23 protein-coding genes are annotated in these 20,123 nt (G+C 73.4%); 6 read left to right on the top strand and 17 right to left on the bottom strand.

Annotated elements, in window-relative coordinates; translation table 11 throughout:
• Positions 1-20 precede the first annotated feature (20 nt).
• Complete coding sequence (locus ACFWRT_RS23745) at positions 21-911, bottom strand: LysR family transcriptional regulator (RefSeq protein WP_380950135.1); 891 nt, start codon at positions 909-911, stop codon at positions 21-23.
• 81 nt (positions 912-992) lie between these two features.
• Here ACFWRT_RS23745 and ACFWRT_RS23740 point away from each other — a divergent pair, with 81 nt between their 5' ends.
• Both ACFWRT_RS23740 and ACFWRT_RS23735 read left to right on the top strand, forming a co-directional pair.
• On the top strand, positions 993-1,685 hold the full coding sequence (locus ACFWRT_RS23740) for an MOSC domain-containing protein (RefSeq protein ID WP_380950134.1): 693 nt from the start codon (positions 993-995) through the stop codon (positions 1,683-1,685).
• A 10-nt stretch (positions 1,686-1,695) separates the two neighbouring features.
• On the top strand, positions 1,696-2,469 hold the full coding sequence (locus ACFWRT_RS23735; protein WP_380950133.1) for an SDR family NAD(P)-dependent oxidoreductase: 774 nt from the start codon (positions 1,696-1,698) through the stop codon (positions 2,467-2,469).
• 96 nt (positions 2,470-2,565) lie between these two features.
• Here ACFWRT_RS23735 and groL read toward each other — a convergent pair whose 3' ends face one another.
• The gene (groL, locus tag ACFWRT_RS23730; RefSeq protein WP_380950132.1) at positions 2,566-4,191 is read right to left on the bottom strand and encodes a chaperonin GroEL; all 1,626 of its coding nucleotides are present in this window, start codon (positions 4,189-4,191) and stop codon (positions 2,566-2,568) included.
• Positions 4,192-4,290: 99 nt separating this feature from the next.
• Positions 4,291-4,599, bottom strand: coding sequence for a co-chaperone GroES (gene groES / locus ACFWRT_RS23725; RefSeq protein WP_003966899.1), 309 nt, complete (start codon positions 4,597-4,599; stop codon positions 4,291-4,293).
• Between the two features lie 302 nt (positions 4,600-4,901).
• On the opposite strand from groES, the gene ACFWRT_RS23720 reads away from it, so the two are divergent.
• A complete protein-coding gene (locus ACFWRT_RS23720) occupies positions 4,902-5,387 on the top strand; it encodes a DUF6234 family protein (protein ID WP_380950131.1) in 486 nt (161 codons plus the stop codon).
• A gap of 40 nt (positions 5,388-5,427) precedes the next feature.
• Here the strand turns inward: ACFWRT_RS23720 and ACFWRT_RS23715 are convergent, their stop codons facing one another.
• Positions 5,428-6,354, bottom strand: a complete 927-nt coding sequence (locus ACFWRT_RS23715; protein WP_380950130.1) for a polysaccharide deacetylase family protein — start codon at positions 6,352-6,354, stop codon at positions 5,428-5,430.
• 223 nt (positions 6,355-6,577) lie between these two features.
• Here ACFWRT_RS23715 and ACFWRT_RS23710 point away from each other — a divergent pair, with 223 nt between their 5' ends.
• Entirely contained in the window at positions 6,578-7,813 is a 1,236-nt protein-coding gene (locus ACFWRT_RS23710) for a THUMP-like domain-containing protein (protein WP_380950129.1), read from the top strand.
• A 52-nt stretch (positions 7,814-7,865) separates the two neighbouring features.
• Here the strand turns inward: ACFWRT_RS23710 and ACFWRT_RS23705 are convergent, their stop codons facing one another.
• The 3 genes from ACFWRT_RS23705 to ACFWRT_RS23695 form a co-directional block, all read right to left on the bottom strand.
• A complete protein-coding gene (locus ACFWRT_RS23705) occupies positions 7,866-8,513 on the bottom strand; it encodes a hypothetical protein (RefSeq protein ID WP_380950128.1) in 648 nt (215 codons plus the stop codon).
• A gap of 38 nt (positions 8,514-8,551) precedes the next feature.
• A complete protein-coding gene (locus tag ACFWRT_RS23700) occupies positions 8,552-9,016 on the bottom strand; it encodes a VOC family protein (protein ID WP_380950127.1) in 465 nt (154 codons plus the stop codon).
• Positions 9,017-9,116: 100 nt separating this feature from the next.
• Entirely contained in the window at positions 9,117-10,634 is a 1,518-nt protein-coding gene (locus ACFWRT_RS23695) for an MFS transporter (RefSeq protein WP_380950126.1), read from the bottom strand.
• A gap of 103 nt (positions 10,635-10,737) precedes the next feature.
• Here ACFWRT_RS23695 and ACFWRT_RS23690 point away from each other — a divergent pair, with 103 nt between their 5' ends.
• The gene (locus tag ACFWRT_RS23690; RefSeq protein WP_380950125.1) at positions 10,738-11,439 is read left to right on the top strand and encodes a TetR/AcrR family transcriptional regulator; all 702 of its coding nucleotides are present in this window, start codon (positions 10,738-10,740) and stop codon (positions 11,437-11,439) included.
• 21 nt (positions 11,440-11,460) lie between these two features.
• Here the strand turns inward: ACFWRT_RS23690 and ACFWRT_RS23685 are convergent, their stop codons facing one another.
• From ACFWRT_RS23685 to tsaB, 4 genes are read right to left on the bottom strand one after another with little or no spacing between them, the layout of a single operon-like run.
• Positions 11,461-11,730: a hypothetical protein gene (locus ACFWRT_RS23685; RefSeq protein WP_380950124.1), complete on the bottom strand. Its 270-nt coding sequence runs from the start codon at positions 11,728-11,730 to the stop codon at positions 11,461-11,463.
• Positions 11,727-12,836, bottom strand: coding sequence for a tRNA (adenosine(37)-N6)-threonylcarbamoyltransferase complex transferase subunit TsaD (gene tsaD / locus ACFWRT_RS23680; RefSeq protein ID WP_380950123.1), 1,110 nt, complete (start codon positions 12,834-12,836; stop codon positions 11,727-11,729). Before tsaD ends, ACFWRT_RS23685 begins: the two co-directional genes overlap by 4 nt.
• Positions 12,836-13,324, bottom strand: coding sequence for a ribosomal protein S18-alanine N-acetyltransferase (gene rimI, locus ACFWRT_RS23675; protein WP_380950220.1), 489 nt, complete (start codon positions 13,322-13,324; stop codon positions 12,836-12,838). Before rimI ends, tsaD begins: the two co-directional genes overlap by 1 nt.
• A gap of 29 nt (positions 13,325-13,353) precedes the next feature.
• Entirely contained in the window at positions 13,354-14,004 is a 651-nt protein-coding gene (gene tsaB / locus ACFWRT_RS23670) for a tRNA (adenosine(37)-N6)-threonylcarbamoyltransferase complex dimerization subunit type 1 TsaB (protein ID WP_380950219.1), read from the bottom strand.
• A gap of 197 nt (positions 14,005-14,201) precedes the next feature.
• Between tsaB and ACFWRT_RS23665 the strand changes: the two genes are divergently transcribed.
• On the top strand, positions 14,202-14,750 hold the full coding sequence (locus ACFWRT_RS23665; protein ID WP_380950122.1) for a hypothetical protein: 549 nt from the start codon (positions 14,202-14,204) through the stop codon (positions 14,748-14,750).
• Between the two features lie 75 nt (positions 14,751-14,825).
• Here ACFWRT_RS23665 and ACFWRT_RS23660 read toward each other — a convergent pair whose 3' ends face one another.
• The 6 genes from ACFWRT_RS23660 to ACFWRT_RS23635 form a co-directional block, all read right to left on the bottom strand.
• Positions 14,826-15,011 (bottom strand): hypothetical protein, encoded by a 186-nt coding sequence (locus tag ACFWRT_RS23660; protein ID WP_380950121.1) that lies wholly within the window; start codon positions 15,009-15,011, stop codon positions 14,826-14,828.
• Between the two features lie 142 nt (positions 15,012-15,153).
• Positions 15,154-15,714, bottom strand: a complete 561-nt coding sequence (tsaE, locus tag ACFWRT_RS23655) for a tRNA (adenosine(37)-N6)-threonylcarbamoyltransferase complex ATPase subunit type 1 TsaE (RefSeq protein ID WP_380950120.1) — start codon at positions 15,712-15,714, stop codon at positions 15,154-15,156.
• On the bottom strand, positions 15,680-16,930 hold the full coding sequence (locus tag ACFWRT_RS23650; protein WP_380950119.1) for an alpha/beta fold hydrolase: 1,251 nt from the start codon (positions 16,928-16,930) through the stop codon (positions 15,680-15,682). Before ACFWRT_RS23650 ends, tsaE begins: the two co-directional genes overlap by 35 nt.
• Positions 16,927-18,147, bottom strand: coding sequence for an alanine racemase (alr, locus tag ACFWRT_RS23645; protein WP_380950118.1), 1,221 nt, complete (start codon positions 18,145-18,147; stop codon positions 16,927-16,929). The genes ACFWRT_RS23650 and alr overlap by 4 nt, the downstream gene beginning before the upstream one ends.
• Before the next feature lie 60 nt (positions 18,148-18,207).
• On the bottom strand, positions 18,208-18,588 hold the full coding sequence (locus ACFWRT_RS23640; protein WP_380950117.1) for a DUF488 domain-containing protein: 381 nt from the start codon (positions 18,586-18,588) through the stop codon (positions 18,208-18,210).
• 52 nt (positions 18,589-18,640) lie between these two features.
• Complete coding sequence (locus ACFWRT_RS23635) at positions 18,641-20,095, bottom strand: NAD(P)H-hydrate dehydratase (RefSeq protein ID WP_380950116.1); 1,455 nt, start codon at positions 20,093-20,095, stop codon at positions 18,641-18,643.
• Positions 20,096-20,123: the final 28 nt, after the last annotated feature.

Raw genomic sequence — 20,123 nt, 5'->3', positions numbered from 1 at the left:
GTCCCCCGGCAGCACGCCCCTCAGCGCGCGGCCGCCAGGGACAACTGGTCCAGGGTGGCCGCGACCGCCGGGACCCGGGCCAGGTCCGGCAGGGTGAGCGCCACGATCTCCCGCTCGATCGCGGGCTCCACGGCGACGGTCCGCGCACCCTTGGGCCGTACGGACTCGACGGCCAGCTCCGGCAGGACCGCGACCCCGAGCCCGGCGCCGACCAGGCCCATCACCGCCGGGTAGTCGTCGGTGGCGAAGTCGATCCGGGGGGTGAACCCGGACGCCTCGCAGACCTCCACGAGCTGGCGGCGACAGCGCGGGCAGCCCGCGATCCACGACTCCTCCGCCAGCTCGCCGATGGAGACACTCTCCGCGTCCGCCAGCCGGTGCCCGTCCGGGACCAGGCCGATCAGCCGGTCGGTGAGCAGCGGCCGGACCACCAGGTCGTCCCATTCGCCGCCGGAGGCGCCGTACCGGAAGGCCAGCGCGATGTCGCAGTCGCCGTCGCGCAACAGGTCGACCGAGCGCGGCGGTTCGGCCTCGACGAGCGAGACCCTGGTCCCGGGGTGTTCGGCGCGCAGGGCCGCCAGCGCGCCGGGGACCAGGGTGGAGCTGCCGCTGGGGAAGGAGACGAGCCGGACCCGGCCGGCCCGCAGCCCGGCGATGGCGGCGACCTCCTCCTCGGCCGCGGTCAGCCCGGCGAGGATGCCGGAGGCGTGCCGTACCAGCGCCTCGCCCGCCTGGGTGAGGCGCATCTCGCGGCCGGTGCGGATCAGCAGGGGGGTGCCGGCGGACGACTCCAGGGCCTTCATCTGCTGGCTCACCGCGGGCTGGGTGCAGCCGAGTTCGCGGGCGGCGGCGGAGAACGAGCCGGTGGTGGCGACGGCGCGGAGGACGCGGAGGTGGCGTGCTTCGATCACCCCTCAACCATAAGAGCTTCTTGGGTGAGAGGCGAATTAATGGCGTACCTCTTTGGGTATTGAGCCATTAGCGTGACCCTCATGAGATTGCTGAGCGTGAACGTCGGCCGCCCCACCCCTTTCCCCTCCGCCGGAGGTCCCGGCGGTCTGAGCGGGATCGACAAGCGGCCGTTCGAGGGGAGCGTGCGGGTCTCGGACCCCGGACCGAAGGGGACGGGCGGCAGCGGGCTCGCCGGGGACGCGGTCTGCGACCTGCGCAACCACGGCGGCAGCGACCAGGCCGTGTACGCGTTCGCGCGGGAGGAACTGGACGCGTGGGAGCGGCAACTGGGCGGCCGGGAGCTGGCGAACGGCTCGTTCGGCGAGAACCTGACCACCGTCGGGGTCGATGTGAGCGGCGCGCTGATCGGTGAGCGCTGGCGGGTGGGGGCGGAGCTGCTGCTGGAGGTGACCTCCGGACGTATCCCGTGCCGGACGTTCGCCGACCACATCAAGGAGGAGAAGTGGGCGCGGCGGTTCACCCAGGAGGCGGTGACCGGCGCGTATCTGCGGGTGATCGAGCCGGGCACGATCCGGGCCGGGGACCCCGTCGAGATCGTGCACCGCCCGGACCACGGGATCACCGCGACCCTGCAGTTCCGGGCCGTGACGACCGAGCGCACCCTGCTGCCGTCGCTGCTGGCCGCCGCGTCGGCTCTGCACCCCGAGGCACTGCGCAAGGCGCGGGAGTACGTGGCGGCGGGCGGTGGTTCCGGCGCGGGCGCGGGGCACTAACGTGCCGCCTATGACGACTGCACTGATCACGGGCGCGACGGCGGGTATCGGGGCGGCCTTCGCGCGGCGGCTCGCGGGCCAGGGGCACAACCTGGTGCTGGTGGCCCGGGACACCGCCCGGCTGCGCGAACAGGCCACCGAACTGCACGACCGGCACGGCATCGAGGCCGAGGTGCTGCGGGCGGACCTGTCCACGGACGCCGGGATCGAGGCGGTCGAGAAGCGGCTCGCCGACCGCACGCACCCGGTCGATCTGCTGGTCAACAACGCCGGGTTCGGCAACAAGGGGCGCTACCTGGAAGTGCCCATGGCCGACGAGCTGACGATGCTGAAGGTGCACTGCGAGGCGGTGCTGCGGCTGACCTCGGCCGCCACCACGGGGATGAAGGAGCGCGGCCGGGGCGCGGTGATCAACGTGGCGTCCGTCGCGGCGTTCGTGCCGCGCGGCACGTACGGGGCGTCCAAGGCGTGGGTCGTGCAGTTCACCCAGGGTGCGGCGAAGGACCTGGCCGGGTCGGGGGTGCGGCTGATGGCGCTGTGCCCGGGCTTCGTCCGTACGGAGTTCCACGAGCGGGCCGGGATGGGCACCGGCAACATCCCCGGGTGGATGTGGCTGGACGCGGACAAGCTGGTGGCCTCGGCCCTGGCCGACCTGGCCCGGGGCAGGTCCGTGTCGATCCCGGACCCGCGCTACAAGGCGCTGATGGGGCTGGTGAAGGTGACACCGCGCAGTCTGCTGGGCGGCGTCACCTCGCGTACGGGACGCAGGTACGGGCCCCAGTAGCCCGCAGGACGCACCGAGGCCCGGTGCCCCCGCGACGGGGGTACCGGGCCTCAGCCGTACGGAAGGCTGCGTACTGGCCGTACGGAGAGCTGCGTACTAGTGGGAGTGGCCGTGGCCGCCGTGACCGGCGTCGGCCTCTTCCTCGGCCGGCTTCTCGACGACCAGGGTCTCGGTCGTGAGCAGCAGCGACGCGATGGACGCGGCGTTCTCCAGGGCGGAGCGGGTGACCTTGACCGGGTCGATGACGCCGGCCTTGACCAGGTCGCCGTACTCGCCGGTGGCGGCGTTGAAGCCCTGGCCCTTGTCGAGCTCGGAGACCTTGGAGGTGATGACGTAACCCTCCAGGCCGGCGTTCTCGGCGATCCAGCGCAGCGGCTCGACGGCGGCGCGGCGGACGACCGCGACACCGGTGGCCTCGTCGCCGGTCTTGCCGAGGTTGCCCTCCAGGACCTTCACGGCGTGGACGAGGGAGGAGCCACCGCCGGAGACGATGCCCTCCTCGACCGCGGCGCGGGTGGCGGAGATGGCGTCCTCAAGGCGGTGCTTCTTCTCCTTGAGCTCCACCTCGGTGGCGGCACCGACGCGGATGACGCACACGCCGCCGGCCAGCTTCGCGAGGCGCTCCTGGAGCTTCTCGCGGTCCCAGTCGGAGTCCGTGGACTCGATCTCGGCCTTGATCTGGTTGACGCGGCCCTTGACGTCGTCGGCGTTGCCGCCGCCGTCGACGATGGTCGTGTCGTCCTTGGAGACGGTGACGCGGCGGGCGGTGCCCAGCACGTCCAGACCGGCCTGGTCGAGCTTGAGGCCGACCTCCTCGGCGATGACGGTCGCACCGGTGAGGGTGGCGATGTCGCCGAGCATGGCCTTGCGGCGGTCGCCGAAGCCCGGGGCCTTCACCGCGACGGCGTTGAAGGTGCCGCGGATCTTGTTGACGACGAGGGTGGAGAGCGCCTCGCCCTCGACGTCCTCGGCGATGATCAGGAGCGGCTTGGAGGCGCCGGACTGGATGACCTTCTCCAGCAGCGGGAGCAGTTCCTGGATGGAGCCGATCTTGCCCTGGTGGATCAGGATGTACGGGTCGTCGAGGACGGCCTCCATACGCTCCTGGTCGGTCACCATGTACGGGGACAGGTAGCCCTTGTCGAAGGCCATGCCCTCGGTGAACTCCAGGTCCAGACCGAAGGTGTTGGACTCCTCGACGGTGATGACACCGTCCTTGCCGACCTTGTCCATCGCGTCCGCGATGAGCTCGCCGACCTGGGTGTCCTGCGCGGAGAGCGCGGCCACGGCGGCGATGTCGGACTTGTCGTCGATCGGGCGCGCGGTGGCGAGGAGCTCCTCGGACACGGCCTTGACGGCGGCGTCGATGCCCTTCTTCAGGGCGGCCGGGGAGGCGCCGGCGGCGACGTTGCGCAGACCCTCGCGGACGAGCGCCTGGGCCAGGACGGTCGCGGTGGTGGTGCCGTCACCCGCTACGTCGTTGGTCTTGGTCGCCACCTCCTTGACGAGCTGGGCACCGAGGTTCTCGTACGGGTCGTCGAGCTCGACCTCGCGCGCGATGGTGACACCGTCGTTGGTGATGGTGGGTGCGCCGAACTTCTTGTCGATGACGACGTTGCGGCCCTTGGGGCCGATCGTCACCTTGACCGTGTCGGCAAGCTTGTTGACGCCGCGCTCAAGGGCGCGACGGGCGTCCTCGTCGAACTTCAGGATCTTCGCCATGGGCTGTACTTCCCTCTCAAAATGAACTGCGCCCCTCGCCGCCCGGCTAGTTGTTACGCAGGGGGCCAGGGGCGCAGAACACAGGCAAACGTGGGTGAGTTACTTCTCGACGATCGCGAGGACGTCGCGGGCCGAGAGGACGAGGTACTCCTCGCCGTTGTACTTCACCTCGGTGCCGCCGTACTTGCTGTACAGGACGACGTCGCCGGTCTTGACGTCGAGCGGAAGACGCTCGCCGTTCTCGAAGCGGCCCGGGCCCACGGCGAGGACGACGCCCTCCTGGGGCTTCTCCTTCGCGGTGTCCGGAATGACCAGGCCGGAAGCCGTGGTCTGCTCGGCGTCGAGCGGCTGGACCACAATGCGGTCCTCGAGCGGCTTGATCGCAACCTTGGAGCTGGTGGTCGACACGATCCGGTCTCCCCCTTCGGAGATCTCACGGGGTTTAGCAGTCAGTGGGTGGCGACCAGACCGATCCGTCGTCGCGGGTGCCGGACCTGCCCTGTCGCACAGTGTGGTGCTGGCACTCTCCAGGGGGGAGTGCCAGACCTGAGACTATGACCGCGATTAGCACTCGGTCAAGCGGAGTGCCAATTCACCACCCTCGCGCCGTCTCGACCACCGCCTCGGCCACCGTCTCGATCGGGGCTCCGTCGGATCACCGTCCGGACAACGCGGGGGCGGAGCCGGGTGTTCCGTACGACGGTACGGAGATGACGCATCCCGAGAGCGACCTGCCCGGACGACCGGCGGAGCGGGCCTTGGACGAGCGGCCCGGCGGCTGCGCCGATCCCGCCATGGGCCTGCTGCTCACGGTCGCCGAAGCGGCGGTCATGGCCATGCTGCTGATGTGGCTGGCGCTGCGCGGTCTGGGGCGGTCCCACGCACCGATCGAGCGCGACGCATCCCCGTCCCCGAACCCCGGGCCGCAGGCCGACTGGACTCCCACCATCGCGTTCGGCGTCCTCGCCCTGGCGGTCGTCGTCCTCGCCGCGGTGCTGCTGCGTGGCCGGTGGTACTGGGCGGGCGGCATCCAGGTGCTCGTGGCGGTGGCGCTGTGCACGCTGACCTTCACCTCCGCGCCCTGGCCCGACGGTCACGCGTCCGCACCGCCGGCCCCCGCCCCCTCCCCCACCTGGAACTCCCCGCCCTGCCTCAGCGGGGGCGACAGCGACGAATGCGCGCGCAGCGGGGGCTGAGCGCGCATTCGGGGCCGTACGCGGGGCAGTCAGGCAGGGGTCAGACGTAGTCCTCCAACTTCGCCACCGCGTACCCCTTGTCCGTGATGGTCTTCATGACCGTACGGATCATGTCGGGCATCGTGCCCTTCCAGTCGCCCTTGCCCCGGAAGTGGGTGAGGACGATGTCGCCGGGGTGCAGGTCCCGGTCCCACTCGCGCCACTCCATGTGGTCGGCGAAGGCCTCGGCGGACCAGAGCGGTACGGCGGTGATGCCGCAGGTCCTGGCGACGACGAGGGTGTCGCGGTTGTAGTTGCCGTAGGGCGGGCGGAAGAGGGTGGGCCGCTTCCCGTAGTGCTTGAGGATCTTCTCCTGCTGACCGCAGATCTCCCGCTTCTGCTCGGCGTAGGAGAGGCCGGGCAGATAGCGGTGGTTGAGCGTGTGGTTGCTGATGACCACGCCGCGCTTCTGCATCTTCTTGAAGTAGCCGTAGTCGTCGTTGGTGACGTAGTCACTGAGGAACGCGCTGTACGGGATGTCCAGTTCGGTCATCATCCGCAGCAGCGCCGGGTCCTTCTCCGCCCCGTCGTCCATGGTGAGGAAGACGATCTTCTCCTTGGTGGGGACGGTGGTGAAGACGGGCGGCAGCCCCTCGTCGTCCCGGACCTCGAACCCCTTACGGGTGGTGATGCGCGGCTTCACCTTCGGCGGTTCGGGGGCGGCGAGCGGGGTCCTGGCCAGCCCCCACTTCTTCGCGGCGACGGCTCGTGCGGCCTGTTTCCGCTTGAGCTGCTCGGCGTACGTGTCCAGGGCGCGGGCGGGCCCGGCCTGCGGGGCGGCTGCCTCGCCCTGCTGTCCGGCGGCGGGCTTGGCCGGGCCGTCCGGGGCTCCCGCGCCGCCGCCGGCCGTCTCCGACGCGCAGGCGGAGGTGACCGTGGCGGCCAGGAGGGCCGCCAGCACGACGGAGACCGGCCGGTGCCGCTTCATGGGTGATTTTCCTTTTTGTCGTACTAGCTGCATGGCGCCGCATCCTGCCAGCCGCCCGGCCGCCTCCCGCCCCGACACCGCGAGGGGCCCCGGCCCGTCGCCCGACCGGCGGACATGGGGGCGGCGCGTCGACCTACAGGGGTGACGCGCCGCCCTGTAGGAGCCCGCGTCGGCCCATGGGTCCCCGCCTCCGCGCACCGGCCGCCTCCGCGCACCGGCCACAATGGACCGGGTGAACGCATCGACCCCCTCCGACCCCTCCGCCTCCTCGGCCGGCGACCCCGCCCGCGCCGCCTTCGCCGCCCTGCGCACCCCCGAGGGCGAGCACCTGCTGGCCGAGCTGCGCGACCACGACCCCGCCGAGGAGCTGGCCACCGCGACCCGGCTGCGCCGCACGCACCCGGCGGAGCTGGTGTCGGCGGCGCTCGGCCAGGCCCGGCTGCGGCAGCGGGCGGTGGCGAAGTTCGGGGCGCAGGACGCGTACCGGATGTACTTCACGCCCAACGGTGTCGAGCAGGCCACCCGCACCTCGGTGGCGGAACACCGCGCCGCCCGGTTCGCCGCGCTCGGCGTCCGCAGCGTGGCGGACATGTGCTGCGGCATCGGCGGCGACGCCATCGCGCTGGCCCGCGCCGGGATCTCCGTGCTCGCCGTGGACCGCGACCCGCTCACCGCCGAGGTGGCCCGCGCCAACGCGGAGGCGCTCGGGCTGGGCGCGCTGATCGAGGTGCGGTGCGCCGACGTCACGGAGATCGATACCTCTCCGTACGACGCCGTCTTCGTGGACCCGGCCCGGCGCGGCGGCCGGGGCAGGATCTTCGACCCGGAGGCGTACTCACCCCCGCTGTCCTGGGCGACGGCCGCCGCACTGAAGGCCCCCCGCGCGGCGCTGAAGATCGCGCCCGGCGTCCCGCACGAGGCGATCGGCCCGGAGGCGGAGGCCGAGTGGATCTCGGACGGCGGGGACGTGAAGGAGGCGGTGCTCTGGTACGGGGAGGGGTTCGCGCCGGGTGCGTTCCGGGCCACCCTGCTGCCGTCCGGGGCCACCCTCACCGCCCCGGCCCCGCTGCCCGCCCCGCCGGTCGGCCCGGTCGGGCGCTATCTGTACGAGCCGGACGGCGCGGTGATCCGGGCCCACCTGGTCGCCGACATCGTGGAGCGGTGCGGGGGGCGGCTGGTGGACGAGACGATCGCGTACGTCACGAGCGATGTGCCGTACTCCTCGCCGTACGTCTCCGGGTACGAGATCACCGACCGGCTGCCGTTCAACATGAAGAAGCTGAAGGCGCTGCTGCGGGAGCGTCAGGTGGGCGTGCTGACCGTCAAGAAGCGCGGTTCGGCGGTCGAACCGGAGGAGCTGCGCCGCCGGATGAAGCTCAGCGGCCCGCATACGGCGACGGTGTTCCTGACCCGGGTCTCCGGGGCTCCGACGATGCTGATCGGCCACCCGCTGGGGTGAGCCGGGGCGGTGCGGCGTACGGCGTCAGCGGGGGTGGGCGGAGCGTACGGCTTCAGCGGGGGGCCGGAGCGTCGAGCGGGGCGGGCCCCGCCAGGACGCGCAGCACCCAGCGGCGGTGCGTCAACGCCTTTACGGCCCCGATGAGTCCGGTGATCCAGGCGACCATGCCGAGGCCCATGATCAGGGCGACCACGCCGTACGTGTCGTCGCCGGGCCGGGCGCTCGCCGGGCCGATCACGCAGAGCGCCGGCCCGCCCGCCGCCAGGACGAACGACAGCAGCAGCCACACCAGGCTCACGCCGGGCAGCCGCAGTGCGCGGTCGCGCTCGGGGTCCCGGTCCAGCGCGCCCCACGCCAAGAGCAGCGCCCGGACCTTCCGGTCGCGGGCGAGGTAGAGGCAGACGAAGGCAATGCCCGGCACCAGCGCCGCCACCCCGAGGAACAGGGACACCACCCCGGCGAGCCCGTTGGTGACTTCCTCGGCCTGCTCGAACATGGCGAGCGCGGTCCCCACCAGCAGCCAGCCGAAGGCGGTGAGCCCGGCCCACATCATCAGCACGCCGAGCCGCGCCGGCCCCACGTGCATCCGCACCAGGGCGCCCAGGATGAACGCCCGGTCGGCGAGCATCGCCTCGCGGTCCCGCCAGGAGCGGATCTCCACGGGTGGCGGGGGCGGGGGCAGGGTGGGGCGTGATGACATGGACCAGACGCTATCGGGGCGGGCCGGCGCCCCGTTGCTCAGGCGTCCCGCAGCGCCTGGATGTCCAGCTTGCCCATGGAGAGCATCGCCTTCATCGTGCGCTCCGCCTTCGCCGGTTCCGGGTCGGCCAGCAGCTTCGGCAGCTCGTTCGGGACGATCTGCCAGGAGACGCCGTACCGGTCCTTGAGCCAGCCGCACCGGCTCTCCTCGCCGCCCTCGGAGAGCGCGGCCCAGAACCGGTCGACCTCAGCCTGGTCGGCGCAGTCCACGGAGAGCGAGATCGCCTCGGTGAAGGGGAACTGCGGTCCGCCGTTGAGGCCCATGTACTCCTGGCCGGCGAGCCGGAAGCTGACCGTGAGGACGGAGCCCGTCTCGCCGGGGGCCTCTTCGCCGTAGTAGCTGATGTCCAGGATGCGGGAGTCACCGCCGAAGATCGCGATGTAGTGCTCGGCCGCCTCCTTCGCCTGGCCGTCGTACCAGAGACAGGGGGTGATCTTCTGCATGATGGTCGTCTCCTCGTCCGGCCGCCCCGTGGTCGGGGTGGACCTCGTGGAAGGTAGACCGGCCCGGTCGCCCGGACTCATCGGCCGGTGTCGTCCTCACTCATCGGCCGGCGTCGGCCTCACCCGTCCGGTCCCCCTCATGCTCCGCCGCGACCGGCGCGGCGGCCACCGGACTGCCCGCCGCCCGGCTCTCCCCCGGCAGCAGCACGTACGCCGCCAGTGCCGCGGCCGCCAGGAGCCCGGCCGCGACCCAGAACGCGGCCGCGTACCCGGCGGAGAGGTCCCCCACCCCGGTGGAGCCGCCCGTGACCTGGGCGGCGACGGTGACCAGGACCGCGAGGCCGAGCGAACCGCCGACCTGGCGGGAGCTGTTGAGCAGCCCGGAGGCCATGCCGGTCTCGCCGGGCACCACGTCGGTGGTGGCGGCCGTGCCGAGCGGGACGAAGCAGAGGCCGATGCCGAGCGAGCAGAGCAGCGAGGGCCCGAGGATCGAGACGAGGAAGGAGCCGTCGACCGTGGCGGTCGCCGCGAACCAGCCCATCCCGAGCGCCGCCAGCGTGCCCCCCACCGCCATCAGCCGCCGGATGCCGAGCACCGCGACCGCGCGGGTGGCCAGGATCGCGCCCGCGACGACGCCCACGCAGAACGGCAGGAACGCGAAGCCGGCGGCGGTCGGCCCGTACCCCAGGACCAGTTGCATGTAGAGCGAGACGAAGTAGAACGCGCCGAACTGGGCCGACGCCAGCAGCAGGCAGAACAGGTTGGCCGTGAGCACCGGCCGGCCCCGCAGCAGTCCGGGGCGGAGGAGAGGCGACGCCGTACGGAGTTCGACGGCGACGAAGGCGGCCAGCAGGACCACCGCCGTGCCGAGCGTGGAGAGCGTGACGGCGGAGACCCAGCCGTCGTCCGAGGCGCGTACGAGGCCGAGGACGAGCAGCGTCGTCCCGGCGGTGGCCAGGAGCGCCCCGGCGAGGTCCAGCCGGGCGCCGGTCCGCCGCTGCCCGCCGACCGGTCCGGTGCGCGCGGCGGCGGCCAGGGCGAAGGCGACGATCGGCACGTTGACGAGCATCACGGCCCGCCACCCCGCCGCGTCGGTGAGCACGCCGCCCGCCAGCACCCCGACCGCGCCGCCCGCCGCGCCCGCCATGCCCCAGAACCCGAGCGCCCGGGAGCGGGCGGGCCCGGCCGGGAAAGCCAGGGTGATCAGGGCGAACGCCACGGGGGCGAGAGCGGCGGCGCCGACGCCCTGGACGGCCCGCGCGGCGACCAGCGACCCGGGCGACCAGGCGAGGCCGCCGGCCAGGCTGGCGAGACCGAAGAGGACGAGCCCGGCCGTCAGGACGCGGCGGGGCCCCGCCAGGTCGGCGAGCCGGCCGCCGAGCAGGAGGAGCCCGCCGAAGGCGAGGGCGTACGCGTTGACGACCCAGAGCAGCCCGTCCCGGCCGAAGCCGAGGTCGCCGCGGATGTCGGGCAGGGCGACGTTCACCACGGACATGTCCAGCGACACCAGGAACTGCACGGTGAGCGCCACCACCAGCAGCCACCGCGCCTGCCGCGCGGCCTCCCCGTCCGTCTCCCGCTTCTTCTCCGACCCGCCTGCCACCGTCCCGCCGCCCATGACGCGCCCTCCCCTTCGCCGCCCCCGACCGGAGAATTACCATACACGTATAGAAAATAAACCCGCCGGTACGGAACAGGACCCGAAAGGGGAGAATGCCGAGGTGTCAGGCAGCGAGAAGACCGAGAAGCAGACCCGGAAGACCGGGCAGAAGAAGAAACCCGTGGGCCGCCCCCGCAGGCTCGACCCCGACGTGATGGTCGCCACCGCGCGCCGCATCGTCGAGGAGGAGGGCGTGGCGGCCCTGTCCATGCGGCGGGTGGCGAAGGAGCTGGGCTCCACGCCGATGGCGCTGTACCACTACGTGCAGGACAAGGACGAGCTGCTGATGCTCACCCTCTCCGGCACCGCGGCCGCCTTTCCCCGCCCGGAGCTGCCCGAGGACCCGCGCGAGCGGCTGGTGGCGGTGGCCGTGCACATGCACGACATCATCGGCCGCATCCCCTGGGTGCTGGACATCCTGGCGCTCGGCGAGCTGACCGACCGCAACGCGCTGTGGATGGTGGAGGAGATCGTCGACTGCGCCCTGGCCTGCGGCCTCTCCCCCGCCCGCTCGGTGCGCGCGTACCGGACGATCTGGAGTTACGTCTACGGCGACCTGGTCTTCCGCAGGGCGGCGGCCCGCCGGGCGGAGCAGCCCTCGCGCCGGGAGTTCTTCCCGGAGATGATCACGGAGAAGGACACGGCGGAGCTGCCCCGGCTCACCGAGGTGAAGGAGCACTGGCAGGAGTACGCCGCCGACTACGAGACCGCCGCCGAGCTGGACGCGATCGTGGAGGGGCTGATCAGCCGAGGGGCCTCGTGAAGACGCCGCTGGAGGCGCCCCTCACCCCACCGCCTCGAACCGCCACCGGTGCACCGCCCGGGTGATCAGGGCGGCGTCGGGCTCGGGGAGTTCGGGGAGGTCGTCGGCGTACGACGCGTCCTCCCACCAGGTCATGACCAGCACCCGGTCCTGCGGGGCGCGCAGGAGTTCGCGGCGGGCCGGCTCGCGGGACAGCTCGGCGGCCCGGGCGCGGGCCCACTCCAGGAGCTCGCCGCCCCGGCCCTCCACGGCGCGGGCCTCCCACATCAGGACGATGGTCGCGGCGCTCATGAGTAGAGGTTGTCCTTGCTGATCTCGTGCACGTGGTCGTGATCATGCGTGTGCCGGTGCTTCCCCGGCACGTGCGGCTCCGTCACCGGAAGCGACGAGTCCGCCGAGAGCTCCAGGTCGGAGGGGCGCCGGTTGCGGGCGACCATCTCCGCGCCGAGCGCCGCGACCATCGCGCCGTTGTCCGTGCAGAGCTTCGGGCGCGGCACCCGCAGCCGGATGCCGGCCCGCTCGCACCGCTCCTGCGCCAGCGCGCGCAGCCGGGAGTTGGCCGCCACCCCGCCGCCGATCATCAGGTGGTCGACGCCCTCGTCCTTGCAGGCGCGCACCGCCTTTCGCGTGAGCACGTCCACCACGGCCTCCTGGAAGGACGCCGCCACATCCCGTACCGGCACCTCCTCGCCCGCCGCGCGCTTCGCCTCGATCCAGCGGGCGACCGAGGTCTTCAGGCCGGAGAAGGAGAAGTCGTACGGGGCGTCGCGCGGGCCGGTCAGACCGCGCGGGAAGGCGATGGCCTTCGGGTCGCCCTCCTTCGCGAGGCGGTCGATGACCGGGCCGCCGGGGAAGCCGAGGTGCAGCACCCGGGCGATCTTGTCGAACGCCTCGCCCGCCGCGTCGTCGATGGTCGCGCCGAGGGGGCGGACGTCGCTGGTGATGTCGGGGGCCAGCAGGAGCGAGGAGTGGCCGCCGCTGACCAGGAGCGCCATGGTCGGCTCGGGCAGCGGGCCGTGCTCCAACTGGTCGACGCAGATGTGCGAGGCGAGGTGGTTGACCCCGTAGAGCGGCTTGTTCAGGGCGTACGCGTACGCCTTCGCGGCCGACACGCCGACCAGCAGCGCGCCCGCGAGCCCGGGGCCCGAGGTGACGGCGATCCCGTCGAGGTCGCGGGCGCTGACGCCGGCCTCCTTGAGGGCGCGCTCGATGGTGGGGACCATCGCCTCCAGGTGGGCGCGGGAGGCGATCTCCGGGACGACGCCGCCGAAGCGGGCGTGGCTGTCGACGCTGGAGGCGACGGCGTCCGCGAGCAGGGTCGTCCCGCGCACGATGCCGACGCCGGTCTCGTCGCAGGAGGTCTCGATGCCGAGTACGAGGGGTTCGTCGGCAGCCATCATTCAGTCCCGGTCTCTGGTGCTTGCTCTTGCGTGGCTTGCTCTTGCACGGTGAGGCGCATGACCAGCGCGTCGATGTTCCCCGGCTGGTAGTAGCCGCGCCGGAAGCCGATCGGCTCGAAGCCGAACCGCTCGTACAGCTTCTGCGCCCGCGTGTTGTCGACCCGGACTTCGAGGAGCACGGTGGCGCACTCGAAGGCGGTCGCGGCCTTCAGCAGGTCGGTGAGGAGTTCGGAGCCGAGGCCGGTGCCCCAGGCCGCGCGGCTGACCGCGATGGTCTGGACGTCGGAGAGGTCGCCGAGGGCGGCGAGCCCGGCGTACCCGGTGATCCGGCCGGTGGCCGGGTCCTCGGCGACGACGTAGTGGCGGGTGGCGCCGGGGCCGCGGGCGTGGGCCAGCTCGGACCAGAACATGCCGGGCGACCAGGCGTCCTCCGGGAACAGCTCCTGCTCCAGCTCCAGCACCGGCTCGATGTCCCACCAGCGCATCTCGCGCAGCACGGTAGTGACGGCGGTGTTCACTTGGGGGTGACCACCTTGTAGTTCTTCGGCACCTGCGCGTCGGGCCGGCGCAGATAGAGCGGCTGGGGCTCCAGCAGCTCCTGGCCCGCCGCGAGCCGCTCGGCGGCGAGCGCGGCGAGCGCCCCGGCGGCCACGTGCTCGGGGCCGCGCGCGTCCGGGAAGGCGTCCGGGTAGAGCACCGCGCCCTGGCCGACCACGGGGAGCCCGGCGAGCGCCTCGGCGATGTCGGCGGGGCGGTCGACGGCGGGGTCACCCGTACGGGTGCGGGCGTCCTCGTACCGCGCCCAGTAGACCTCCTTGCGGCGGGCGTCCGTCGCCACGGCGAAGGGCCCTTCCAGGCCGCCGTCCTGCCCGGCGGCGTACGCGAGACCGTCCAGGGTGCAGATCCCGTGTACGGGGATGGCGAGGGCGGAGGCGAAGGTGGCCGCGGTGACCAGGCCGACGCGCAGCCCGGTGTAGGGGCCGGGGCCGACGCCCACGACCACGCCCGTGACGGCGTCGAGCTTCACCCCGGCCTCGGCGAGGACCCGGTCGACGGCGGGCAGCAGCAGTTCACCGTGCCTGCGGGCGTCGACCTGGCCACAGGAGGCGATGACGGACGCACCGTCGTGCAGGGCGACGGTGACGGCGGGCGTGGCGGTATCCATGGCGAGCAAGAGCACGCAAACAGCCTACGGCTCCGCCGACGGCGGTACGGCGTCCGTACGGCGTCCCGGCCTGCCCGTCCGCTGCTGCTACCGTCACCGGGTATCCACGGGTACGACGTAAACGCTTGTACGACAACGCCGATGTGGACATGCGGCAGCCGAAAGGGGAGTTCACGGTGTCAAGGGGAAGCTCGGGAATGGTGGCCGGGCTCACTGCGGCGGCGGTCGTCGCGGTCGCCGTCCTCGCCTACCAGGCATCGGCGAACGCACCGGAATCGGTGGCGTCCTCCTCCTCGGCCACCCCGAAGGCCTCGGCCTCCGCCTCCGCGCAGCCGACGGCGAAGCCGAAGCCCACGAAGGACGCGCTGGCCGTCCCGGCGGACTCGGGCACCGGTGAGCGCGTCGTCTACGCGCTGAAGGACCGGCGGGTGTGGCTGGTGGACGGCAACGGGAAGGCGCTCCGCACGTTCACGGTGATGCCGAGCCCCGTGAGCCCGCCGCCCGGCGTCCACCAGGTCTCCTCACGCTCGGGCACGGTCCAGGGCTCGGACGGCGTCCCGATCGAGCACGTGGTGCGCTTCGCCAACGTCGGCGAGGTCGCGGTCGGCTTCAGCGCGGCGCAGGACGGCTCGATGGAGGCCCCGGACCCGACGTCGAAGACCGGCGGCGTACGGATGAAGCGGGCGGACGGCAACGCGATGTGGACCTTCGCGACGGTCGGCGCCAAGGTGGTCGTCGTCCCGTAGGGCTCCGGCTCTGCGCCGCGAAGCCCCTGCTCCACGCCGCAAAGCCCTTGCTCCACGCCGCCCGCTGACGCCTTCTTACGCCGCCCGGCGCCGGTCAGCGCCCTCGCGCCCGGTCTCCTCGTCCCCGTCGGCCGCGTCCGGATCGCCCGGCGGGGTGGAGACCGCGGTGGCCGCCGCGCCCGCGGCCAGCAGGTCCTTCATCGACAGAGTGGACGGCGTCGGCTGCTGCCGCGGCTGCTCCGCACGCTCGGGCGTCGGCATGGATGCCTCCTGGGGCTCCGGTGGAGGTCGTGGTTAGGTAGACCTAACCAGGTCTCGTACCCATGTGACCACGACCACGGCCCCTCGCGCAACAATTTACCGACAGCCCGTCGGGAAGGTGATCTCCGCGTACCGCCGCGGGCTACGCCAGGTCCTCCGGCAGCCCCGCCCAGCGCGGGCCGATGCCCACCAGGGTCACCTCGCGCCGCTCGTCGTCGGTGTCGCCGGTCGCGCGGTCGATGAGCACGCGCAGCCGGTCCTCGGAGAGCTCCTCCACCTTGCCGTCGCCCCACTCCACGACGACCACCGACTCCGGCAGCGACACGTCGAGGTCCAGGTCCTCCATCTCGTCGAGCCCGCCGCCCAGCCGGTACGCGTCCACGTGGACCAGGGCGGGCCCTTCCACCAGGGAAGGGTGGACGCGGGCGATGACGAAGGTGGGCGAGGTGACCGCGCCGCGCACACCGAGGCCCTCGCCGAGCCCCCGGGTCAGCGTCGTCTTCCCGGCGCCCAGCTCGCCCGTGAGCATGACCAGGTCGCCGGGGGCCAGGACCCGGGCGAGGCGGCGGCCGAGGTCCTGCATCTGCTCGGGCGACTCGACGGTGAGCGTGACGGTGACGGCCTCGGGAACAGCCTCGGTGACGACTTCGGGAACGGCCGTCTCCCGGCTATCGGCGGCCGGGCTGCTGTGCGGTGCTTCCATGCTCGCCAACGTTAGCGGCAGCCACAGCTCCGCCGCGTACCAGCAGGTCGGCCAGCCGGTCGGTGACCGTCTCCGGGTGCTCCAGCATCACCAGGTGCCCGGCGTCCGGCACCAGGATCAGCTCGGCATCCGGCAGGACGTCCGCGATGGCCTCGCTGTGCGAGCTGGGGGTGACCAGGTCCTTCTCCCCGGCCAGGATCAGCACGGGGACGTCCCGGAAGGCGGGCAGCGCGCCGCTCTTGTCGTGCTCGGTGAAGGCCGGGTAGAACTCGGCGACCACGTCGATCGGGGTCGACTCGATGAGCCGCTCCGCGAACCGGGCGACGGCCGGGTCCACGTCCCGCGAGCTGAACGAGTACCGCTTGATCAGCCCGGCGAAGAGGTCGGCGGTGGCCCGGCGCCCCTTCTCCACCAGCTCCGCCTGCGTCCCCAGCGCCCGCAGCACGCCCGGCAGCACCCGGCGCACCGCCCGTACGCCCGCCACCGGCAGCCCGAAGTTGACCTCGCCGAGCTTGCCGCTGGAGGTGCCGACGAAGGCGACGGCGGCGACCCGGTCGCGGATCAGGGCCGGGTACTGGTCGGCCAGCGCCATCATCGTCATGCCGCCCATGGAGTGGCCGACGAGCACGATGCGCCCCTCGGGGGCCGCCGCGTCGATGACGGCCTTGAGGTCGCGGCCGAGCTGGTCGATGCCGACCGGCACCCCGTCCGCCTGGGCGCGCCCGCGCCCGGAGCGGCCGTGGCTGCGCTGGTCCCAGTAGACGGCGCGGACGAGGCCGCGCAGGGCGGCGCGCTGGAAGTGCCAGGAGTCCTGGCCGAGGCAGTAGCCGTGGCTGAAGACGACGGTGACGGGGGCGGGGGCCTTGCGCCCGAAGAGCCGGCGGCGGCGGTTGCCGTCGGACCCCGCTCCGTCGGCGGGCTCCGGCGGCTCCACCTCGTCGACCTCGTAGTACAGCTCGGTGCCGTCGTCGGCGACGGCCCGGCCCGGCGCCCCGCGCAGGGAGCCGTACGGTCCGGTCGCGTCCAGCGCGAGGCGGGCCTTCTTGCGCATCCCGCGCCCGACGGTGAGCCGCTCGACGGCGACCCCGGCCGCCGCACCGGCGGCCAGCACTCCTATCGCGGCCCCGGCGACGCCCGCCCGGCGCCAGCCGGGCGCTGTCGCGGCGGCCACCGCCATGACGTCCCCCGCCACCGCTCCCGCACTGCTCTCGCTCACTGTGGTGCGCCCCCCGGTCGGATGGGCCGAACCTGGGGTACGTCCCCGGTCGGATGGGCCGAACCTGCCGGATCGGCGCTCTCGTTCACGTACACCCTCGGTACCCGGCTGCCGATCCGGGTGACGATCTCGTACCCGATCGTGTCGGCCGCCACCGCCCAGTCCTCGACGGTCGGCTCGCCCCGGTCGCCCGGTCCGAACAGCACCGCCTCCGCGCCCGGTTCGGGCCGGTCGCCTTCGAGGTCGACGACGAACTGGTCCATGGCGACGCGGCCCGCCGCCGTACGGATCCTGCCGCCGACCAGGACGGGCGCGCGCCCCGAGGCGTGGCGCGGGATGCCGTCCGCGTAGCCGACCGGGATGAGGCCGAGCGTGGTCTCGGCGGGGGTGGCGTAGTGGTGGCCGTAGCTGACGCCGTGTCCGGCCGGGACGTCCTTGACCAGGGCGACGGCGGCGGCGAGCGTCATCACCGGGCGGAGCCCCAGCTCGGCGGGGGTGCCCAGCTCGGGGGCGGGCGAGACGCCGTACATCGCGATGCCGGTCCGTACGAGGTCGAAGTGGGCCTCGGGGATCGTCAGGGTGGCCGGGGAGTTGGCCAGGTGGCGCACCTCGGGCTCGACGCCCTCCTTCTCGGCGTACGCGACCATGTCCCGGAACGCGGAGAGCTGGGCGGCGTTGGCCGGGTGGCCGGGCTCGTCGGCGCAGGCGAAGTGGGACCAGAGGCCGGTGATCCGGATGGCGCCGGTCCGCTCGGCGGCGCGGGCCTCGGCGACGAGTTCGGGCCAGTCGGCGGGCTGGCAGCCGCCCCGGCCGAGGCCGGTGTCGGCCTTGAGCTGGACGCGGGCCGGGCGGGCGGCAGCGGTGGCGGCCGCGACGGCCTCGCGGAGCGCCCACAGCGCGCCGACCGACACGTCGATGTCGGCCTCGATGGCCTCGCGCCAGGGCCCGCCCGGCGTCCAGAGCCAGCACATGATCCGGCCGTCGAGCCCGGCGGCGCGCAGGGCGAGCGCCTCGTGCGGGGTGGCGGTGCCGAGCCAGGTGGCCCCGGCCTCGCGGGCGGCCCGGGCGCAGGGCACGGCCCCGTGCCCGTACCCGTCGGACTTCACCACGGCCATGAGCTGTGCACCGGCCGCCCGCGCGCGCAGGGCGCGCACATTGGCGCGCAGCGCGGCGAGGTCGATCTCGGCACGGGCTCTCAGGGACGCTGTCTCGTTCATCGCGCCCAGTCTCTCAGAGGCGCCCGCCACCTCCCCGGCAGTGCACGCCGGTATCCACACCTATGTACGTTTCATCACATGCTGGAGGTGGTCGACCAGGACGGGAACATGGCTGTCGGCGACGTCCTTCACGGCGGTGATCAGCGTGACCGGCCCGCCCGCGCGCACGATCCCCGCCAGCCGGTCGACGGCCTCGGTGTGGGCCGGGTCGTCCAGTTCGGTGCGGTAGCGGTCGACGAAGGTGTCGTGGCGGGCGCCGGAGCGGTCCTGGTGGTACCAGGACCGCAGCTCGTCCGAGGGGGTGACGTCTTTCAGCCACACGTCGATCGCGGCGCGCTCCTTGGAGACGCCGCGCGGCCAGAGCCGGTCGACGAGGACGCGGGTGCCGTCGCCGCCCTCGGGCGGGTCGTAGACCCTGCGTACGCGTACGGGGTCGGCCATGGCCTGAACCGCCCTTCTGCCGGGGCCTCGGGGCTTCCACCTTCGCCCCCGCTCACCCCGCCCGCACGTCGCGCCAGGCCGCCGGGATGCCGTGCGCGACGTCCTGCGCGGAGACCGGGGCGCCGTCGGAGCCGTGCCGGGCGGCGAGTCCGTGCAGGTAGGCGCCGACGGACGCGGCGTCACGCGGGGCGAGTCCGGCCGCGAGAAGCGACCCGGTCAGCCCGGAGAGCACATCGCCGCTGCCCGCCGTGGCGAGCCACGCGGTCCCGGTCGGGTTGACCCGTACGGGGGTGTCGCGGGCCTCCGCGACCAGGGTCGTGGACCCCTTGAGGAGGACGGTGGCGCGGTAGCGGGCGGCCAGCTCCCGTACGGCGGCGAGCCGCCCGGCCTCCACCTCCTCGCGCGCCACGCCGAGCAGCGCGGCGGCCTCCCCGGCGTGCGGGGTCAGGACGGTGGCGGCGGTCCGGGTCCGTACGGTCTCGGGGTCCAGCAGCCGCAGTCCGTCCGCGTCGACCAGTACGGGGACGGGCGCGCCCAGCACGTCGGCGACGGCCTCCTCCGCCCACCGGCCGTCCCCGAGGCCGGGCCCGATCACCCAGGCCTGGACGCGTCCGGCCTTCGACGGCGGCCCGGCGTGCACCAGGGTCTCCGGGAAACGGGCGATCACGGCGTCCGCGCCGGGCCCGACGTACCGGACGGCCCCGGCGCCGCCGTGCAGGGCGCCCGCGACCGCGAGGACGGCCGCGCCCGGGTAGCGCTCGGAACCGGCCACGACGCCGACGACGCCCCGGCTGTACTTGTCGCTCTCGCCGCCCGGGACCGGCAGCAGCGCCGCCACGTCCGCGTACTGGAGCGCCTCCAGGTCCGGCGGCTCCGGCAGCTCCGGCCCGAGCCCGATGTCCACCAGCCGCAGGGCGCCGGCGTGTTCGGCGGCCGGGTCGATGAGGTGGCCCGGCTTGTACGTGCCGAAGGTGACGGTCGCGTCGGCGCGGACGGCCTCGCCGTGCACCTCCCCGCTGTCGGCCTCGACGCCGCTGGGCAGGTCGACGGCGATGACGGGGGTACGGCCGTGGGCCCGGGTCACCGCCCGCAGCAGGGCGAGCGCGTCCTCGCGGAGGCCGCCGCGCCCGCCGATGCCGGTGATGCCGTCCACGACGAGGTCCAGGTCCCCCAGCCCGTCGGGTCCGTCGGCCACGCGCCCCCCGGCGGCCAGGAACGCGGCGAGGCCGCCCGCGTGCGCCCGGTCGGGCGAGACGAGGAGGGCGCGCACTCCGGCGCCCCGCCGGGCGAGGCGTGCGCCCGCGTACAGGGCGTCGCCCCCGTTGTCGCCGCTGCCGACCAGGAGCAGGACCCGGGATCCGTACACCCGGCCGCCGCGCCGCAGCAGATCGCCGCAGGCGGCGGCGAGGCCGGCGGCGGCGCGCTGCATCAGGGCGCCTTCGGGCACCCGCTTCATGAGGGCGGCCTCGGCGGCCCGTACGGTCTCCACACTGTAGGCACGTCGCATACCGCCAACCCTGGGCGATCAGGACGGC

Origin of the sequence: Streptomyces cyaneofuscatus, from assembly GCF_042718795.1 — a bacterium.
Taxonomy (GTDB): domain Bacteria; phylum Actinomycetota; class Actinomycetes; order Streptomycetales; family Streptomycetaceae; genus Streptomyces; species Streptomyces cyaneofuscatus_A.
This window is presented reverse-complemented; position numbering and strand designations above follow the sequence as displayed.